The 5,894-nt window shown below is 74.5% G+C and carries 5 protein-coding genes; 2 read left to right on the forward strand and 3 right to left on the reverse strand.

Features of this window, described 5'->3' with window-relative positions:
- Positions 1 to 1,065: 1,065 nt before the first annotated feature.
- Entirely contained in the window at positions 1,066 to 3,237 is a 2,172-nt protein-coding gene (locus AB0K00_RS57455; protein WP_363540125.1) for a tetratricopeptide repeat protein, read from the reverse strand.
- Positions 3,238 to 3,259: 22 nt separating this feature from the next.
- Complete coding sequence (locus AB0K00_RS57460) at positions 3,260 to 4,105, reverse strand: 3,4-dioxygenase subunit beta (protein WP_363540127.1); 846 nt, start codon at positions 4,103 to 4,105, stop codon at positions 3,260 to 3,262.
- A 126-nt stretch (positions 4,106 to 4,231) separates the two neighbouring features.
- Here AB0K00_RS57460 and AB0K00_RS57465 point away from each other — a divergent pair, with 126 nt between their 5' ends.
- Positions 4,232 to 4,525: a hypothetical protein gene (locus AB0K00_RS57465; RefSeq protein ID WP_363540129.1), complete on the forward strand. Its 294-nt coding sequence runs from the start codon at positions 4,232 to 4,234 to the stop codon at positions 4,523 to 4,525.
- A gap of 77 nt (positions 4,526 to 4,602) precedes the next feature.
- On the opposite strand, the gene AB0K00_RS57470 is transcribed toward AB0K00_RS57465, so the two are convergent.
- Positions 4,603 to 5,070 carry a hypothetical protein gene (locus AB0K00_RS57470; protein ID WP_363540131.1) on the reverse strand — a complete coding sequence of 156 codons (468 nt, stop codon included), beginning with the start codon at positions 5,068 to 5,070 and terminating at the stop codon, positions 4,603 to 4,605.
- 81 nt (positions 5,071 to 5,151) lie between these two features.
- Here AB0K00_RS57470 and AB0K00_RS57475 point away from each other — a divergent pair, with 81 nt between their 5' ends.
- Positions 5,152 to 5,748, forward strand: coding sequence for an RNA polymerase sigma factor (locus tag AB0K00_RS57475; protein WP_363540133.1), 597 nt, complete (start codon positions 5,152 to 5,154; stop codon positions 5,746 to 5,748).
- Positions 5,749 to 5,894 lie beyond the last annotated feature (146 nt).

Below are 5,894 nucleotides of genomic sequence, written 5' to 3' on the forward strand. Positions count from 1 at the left end.
TGCACCTGGTCGACGAGCGGATCGTGGGTCGCAAGCCGCGGTCGCTGGGCTTCGCCGCCGCGGCCGCGCTGCCGTTGACCACGATCACGGCCTGGCGGCGCGGGCGAGGGCGGCGGTGCCGGTGTGGGCATCAGCGGCGATGGTGTCGGCGGTGGCGTGGGCACCGGCAGCGGTGGCGTGGCACCAGGCACTGCGGGTGGCGGCGCCGCACCGCCGGGAGGCTCGGGTGGCGGGGCCGGGACGATGCCAGCTACCGGCGGCGCCCCACCAGGCACGGGTGGCGTCGCGCCGGGCATTGGCGGTGTCCCACCCGGCACAACCGGTGCCCCACCAGGCACAACCGGTGCCCCACCCGGCACAACCGGTGCCCCACCAGGCACAACCGGTGCCCCACCCGGCACAACCGGTGCCCCACCAGGCACAACCGGAGTCCCACCCGGCATTGGCCGTGGCCCACCAGGCACAACCGGTGTCCCACCCGGCATTGGCCGTGGCCCACCAGGCACAACCGGTGTCCCACCAGGCACGGCCGGAGTCGCCGCGGGCGGGGCGGGCGACCCGGCGGGCGCAGCGGGTGTTCCGGCGGACGGTGTCGGGGCGGGTGGCGGCGGGGTGCCGCGTTGTGGCGGGAGCCGTTGCAGATGGGTGACGAGTTCGTCAATGACGGTGGCCAGGGCGCCTGGCCGGCTCAGTGTCTCCGCCAGGAGCAGCCGCAGTGCGGGCATCGTCAGGAACGCCCCGGCATGCGGGCCGTCCGAGGTCTGGGGCGGAACAGTTGTCGTCTGGGCCGGTCGCGGGGCGGACGGATGGAGCGGCGTCACTGGCCGAGGTGTCTGGGATGCCGCTGCGGGGTCGGGGCCGATCGCCGTCACTCTCCGAGTGTGACCCGACGCAGACCGCATCCGCTGGGCTTCACCGGCGCAGCCACGCCATCGACAGTGTGCGATCTACCCGCAAGTTGATCTCTGGAATGCGGGTAGATCGACCAACGTCTTCCCCGAAAAGGGACTTTTCAGGGCATTGACCAACGTCTGTGCGGCGGCCGAGCGGGCGGCTGAGCGGGTGTCAGCGGGTGGGGTGGGCCAGGGTGAGGCCGGCGGAGCCGGACAGGTCGAGCAGGTCGTCGACCGGGGTGCGGGTGCCGAAGCGGTGCGCGCGGTCGAATGCCGACGCGGGCAGCGTGGCCCGCAGCGCCCGCTCCGTTTCCTGGCGGGCGGGCAGCTCGCAGGCCGGGGTCGGGGCGCCGATCTCGTGGCGGATCACGTCGGCGGCGCCGAGCAGGGCCGCCGCGTGGGCCGGGTCGTCGAGGCGGCGGCGGGCCTCGGCGAAGGCCTCCAGGACGCTTGCGGAGCGCCACCGGTCGCCGACCCGGCGGTGGATCGACAGGCTGGCGCGCAGCCGTTCGGCGGCGGAGGCGACGGCGTCGTCGGCGAGGTCGACCCGGCCGAGGAGGTCCTGCGCCCAGCCGATGCCTTCCGGGAACGACAGCTCCGTGAATCGGTCCAGGGCCTCGACCAGGTGCCGGCGCGCGCGGGGCTGGTCGCCGCCGAAGTGGGCGACCGCGCCGAGGTGGGTGAGGGTCGCGGCGACCGACTCGTCGTCGGCGAGGTCCCGGAACGCGGCGAGGCTCGCGTCCAGCAGCGCCCCGGCCGAGGCGAAGTCGCCGGACAGCCAGGCGGTCGCGCCCGCCAGCTGTGCGGCGCGGCCCTCGCCCCAGGCGTCGCCGGCGCCGCGGTACAGGGCCAGGGCCTCTTCGAAGTATCCCCGCGACCGGAAATAGTCGGCGCGTTCCCGTTCGACGCTGCCGAGGAGGGTGAGCAGCCGCCCCCGCACCCGCACGTCGTCGACGTCGAGCGCGAGCGCGGCGCCGGCGAGGGCAGCGGCAGTCGCGTAGTCGCAGTCGAGCATCGCCAGGGTGGCGGCGGCCGAGCAGGCGGCGGCACGCAGCGTGAGTGGTGCGTCGGGGCGCCGGCCAAGGGCGTCGGACAGCCAGTCGCGGCCCTGGCGGTACACCCCGGTGAAATGCTGGAACGGTGCCAGTGCCGTTGCCAGGCGCAGATCCTCGGCGGCGGCGCGGCCGGGGCGCCTGGACAGCCAGGTCATGGCGGCGCGGAGGTTGTCCTGCTCGAGGGTCAGAATTCGCAGCAGGTCACGCTGGCCGGGGCCCCGGATCCCGGCGGCGGCCTGCTCGGCGAGGTCGAGGAAGAACGTGGCGTGGGCGTCCCGGGCGGCGCCGGCCTCGGCGGGGACCTCGGCGAGGCGGGCGGTGGCATACGCGGCGACCGTCTGCAGCATCCGCCCCCGCGCGTCGCCGACGGCGGGTTGCGGGTCGATGAGGGAGCGTTCGGCGAGGGCGGCGAGCAGCCCGGGGCGGTAGGCGGGCAGGACGGCGGCCGCCGCCTGGCTCCATCCGCCCTGGAAGACGGCGAGCTGCCGCAGCAGCGCCTGCTTGTCCGGGGACAGCAGCTCGAACGACCAGTCCAGGGCCGCCCGCAGCGTGCGGTGGTGCTCGGGGCCGGTGGCCTTCGCGTCGGCGAGGACCCGGAACCGGTCGGTGAGCAGGCGGTGCACCTCCGGCACGGACAGCAGCGCGGCGCGGGCGGCGGCGAGCTCGACGGCGAGCGGCAGGCCGTCCAGGGCCCGGCAGATGGCGGCCGCGCCGGAGCGGTGCGCGGGTGGGAGCGGGCGGCCGGTCCGTTCGAACATGCGGGTCTCGAACAGCCGCAGCGCCGTGTCGTCGTCCAGCGGCGCGACCGTCACCACCGTCTCGTCGGGCAGGCCGAGCGGCTGCCGGCTGGTGACGAGGAGCCGCAGCTCGGGCACGGCGGCGAGGAGGCGGCCGGCGAGCGCGGCGACGGGGCCCGTGACGTGTTCGCAGTTGTCGAGCAAGAGCACCGCGGGGGCCTCGCCGAGGATGGCGCCGACCGTGTCGACGGCGTCGAGGTCCGGTCGCCGCGCCGCGCCGAACGCGTCGAGCACGAACCCGGCCGCGTCGCCCGCGGGATCCTCCGCGTCGGTGTGGCCGCCGGTGCGCATCGTGGTGAGGTCGACGAACCAGACCGGCGGCGCAGCCGCGGCGGCGACCGCGACCGCGAGCCGGGTCTTGCCGCTCCCGGCCGTCCCGACCAGTGAGATCAACGGGTGCCCGGCGGCGGCGAGCAGGCGCCCCGCGGCGCGCACCTCCGCGTCCCGTCCGACCAGGCTGGTCAGCGGGGCGGGCAGGGCCGCGGATTCCATCCGGGCACTGTACCGGCCCCAATCAACCCACCGGCACCACCAGACTGGCGACGTAACCAGCCGAAACGTCCCCGGTGACGGTCGCCAGCTGCTGCGCCCAGCCGTCGCTGAACACGTTGTCGTTCGACAATGACGTACCGGCGAGATTGCGCACGCTCTGCTCGTAGCCGCTCGTCGCGTACACCGTGGCGCACACCTTCTCCGGCAGCGCGAGTTGCGAGGTGGAGATCTTGTTCGCCGGCGAAGTCGCCTTGGCCAGGGTCGGGTACACCTCGAAGTGGATGTGCGGCCAGCGGCCCGAGTACGCGGCGGGGAAGATGCTGGTGAAGGTCACGTTCCCGGACGCGTCGGCCTCCTGCACGCCGCGCAGGTAGTTCTGGTTCGTGACGCCCTGGCTGTACAGGGAGTACCTGCCGTCGATGTCGCAGTGCCACAGGTAGACGGCCGCGCCGGCGTAGGCGCCGCCGGACAGGGTCCGGATGGTGAGATCGACGGTGAGCGGCACGCCCTTCGCCACGCCGGACGCGGTGCCGAAGCTGGACCTGATGTCCCGCCGCACGATGCCGGTCTGGTTGAGCACGTCGGGGCCGTTGGAGCCGTCGCCCGGGAACGGGCCGGCCGTCTCCTGCGGGATCTCGGTCCCGGCCACGGCGGCCGCGCTGCTCGACGACGCGGCGGAGGATGCGGCGGAGGATGCCGTGGTGGTCCCGGTGGTCGCCTCCTCGGCCGGGCCGCAGCCCGCCACCGTCAGCGCCAGGCCGGCGCCGGCGAACATGCCGAGCATCCGGCGGCGCCGCAGCAGCGTGCCGACGTCGAAGTTCAGCCCGCGGTGGTACAGATCGTCGTGGTTGTGCGTGTCGCTGGCCATCGGTGTCTCCCCAGAGGTATTGATTGCGTGAGACCAACCGTGCCGACGGCGCCTGCGGCGATCCTGCGAGCAACCTGTGGGTCGGCTGGGTACCGTGGCGACACCTGCGATCACGACGGGGTTCGGATGGCGTTTCTGGTGGAGATGCCCGATGGCGGGTTCCTCGAGGTCGAGGAGCGCGTCGACGTGGCGCCCGACGACCTGTCGGTGATCGGCATCCTGGGCGCTTCGCCGCTGGAAGGGACCGGGCTGATCACGTTCGGCGCGGTGATCCGGGCGGGCCTGGACGAGCAGCAGCAGGACGACTTCGCCGACTGGATCTTCGACCGGGTGATGCTGTTCGCGGAGCTGGGCGGCGAGGTCGACGGCTGGGAGCGCCTCGAGGACGGCACCTGGCGGGTCGAGTCCCGCCGCGACTGACACCGCGCGCCGGTTTCAGGCCGTGTCGGATGCCATCGGCAGGCGGTCGGGCCGTACACGGCCTCCGTCGGGGGCAGTCAGTCGGCGGTGCCGTCCGCGCGTGGGGCGTGCAGCGCGGCCGCCAGGCGCGGCAGGGACTCCTGCAGCTCGACCCGGGCGAGGGCGGCGCCGAGGCAGCAGTGGATGCCACCGCTGTAGGTGAGGTGTGGCGCCCCGGTGCGGGTGATGTCGAACGTCGCCGCCGGAAACGTCATGCCGAACAGCAGCCCGACGTCCGACGTCCACCGCTGGACGTCCGCTTCGACGTCGAGCGGGACGCCGACGAACGTGTACAGCACCCGCAGCGCGAACGGCTGCCCGAAGTCGGCGACGAACTCGCACCGCCCCGCCGCGGCCAGGCCCGAGACGAGGTCCGCGGCGATCCGCGCGACCACCGGCCGGAACGCCTCGACCCGCCGGGTCGTGAAGGCGCCGCTGACCAGGCGCCGGACCCTGGCGTGGTCGTCGCCGTAATGCTTGCGGGTCGCCGGGGGCGCGGGCGTCACCCGAACGGGCCGTGAACCCGATCGGGCCCGAACGGCAATACATTCCAGCAGCAGCGGGTGTACGGGAGGGGAGCTGGACAGGTGGTGCACGTCGCCGTGGAGCCCGATGCGTTCACCGACGCCGAGATGGTCCAGTTGTCCCGGACCGACACCGCGGCGTTCGCGGCGCTCTACGACCGGCACGCCGGGGGGCTGTACCGGTACGCGAGCCAGCGCGTCGGGCCGCAGACCGCCGAGGACGCCGTCGCCGACACGTTCCTCGCCGCGTTCCAGCAGCGCGACGGCTACGACCTCGACCGGCCGGACGCGCGCCCCTGGCTGTTCGGCATCCTGACCCGGAAGCTGGCCCGGCACCACCGCACCGAGCAGGCCAGGTACCGGGCGATCGCCCGCGCCCAGGCCGACCCGGGTGCCGGCGCCGACGAGGACGGGCCCGCCGACCGGGTCGCCGCGCGGGTCACCGCCGGCGCGGTCCGGGCTCCGCTGGCGCAGGCGCTGCGCCGGCTGCCGGCCGGGGACCGGGACGTGCTGCTGCTGGTCGCCTGGTGCGACTTCACCTACGAGGAGGTCGCCGCGGCGCTCGGCATCCCGGTCGGGACGGTCCGGTCCAGGCTGAACCGGGCCCGGCGCAAGGTCCGCGACGCCCTCGGTGGCACCGACCCGACCCGTGAGGTGTGACATGGACCCGGACCTGCGCCAGCTGCGTGACTTCGGCGACGAGCTCGGCGCCGGCGAACCCCCTGCCGACCTGCGCCGCCGGGTGCTGACGGCGGCGGGGGGCGCGGCATCCGGCCCGGACACGCTCACGCTCGGCTACGTGTGGA

Source organism: Dactylosporangium sp. NPDC049525 (genome assembly GCF_040676755.1).
Taxonomy (GTDB): Bacteria; Actinomycetota; Actinomycetes; order Mycobacteriales; family Micromonosporaceae; genus Dactylosporangium.

Coding starts and splice junctions, on each gene's coding strand:
- AB0K00_RS57455 (WP_363540125.1), bottom strand. CDS start 3,237: ATGGAATCCGCGGCCCTGCCCGCCCCGCTGACCAGCCTGGTCGGACGG.
- AB0K00_RS57460 (WP_363540127.1), bottom strand. CDS start 4,105: ATGGCCAGCGACACGCACAACCACGACGATCTGTACCACCGCGGGCTG.
- AB0K00_RS57465 (WP_363540129.1), top strand. CDS start 4,232: ATGGCGTTTCTGGTGGAGATGCCCGATGGCGGGTTCCTCGAGGTCGAG.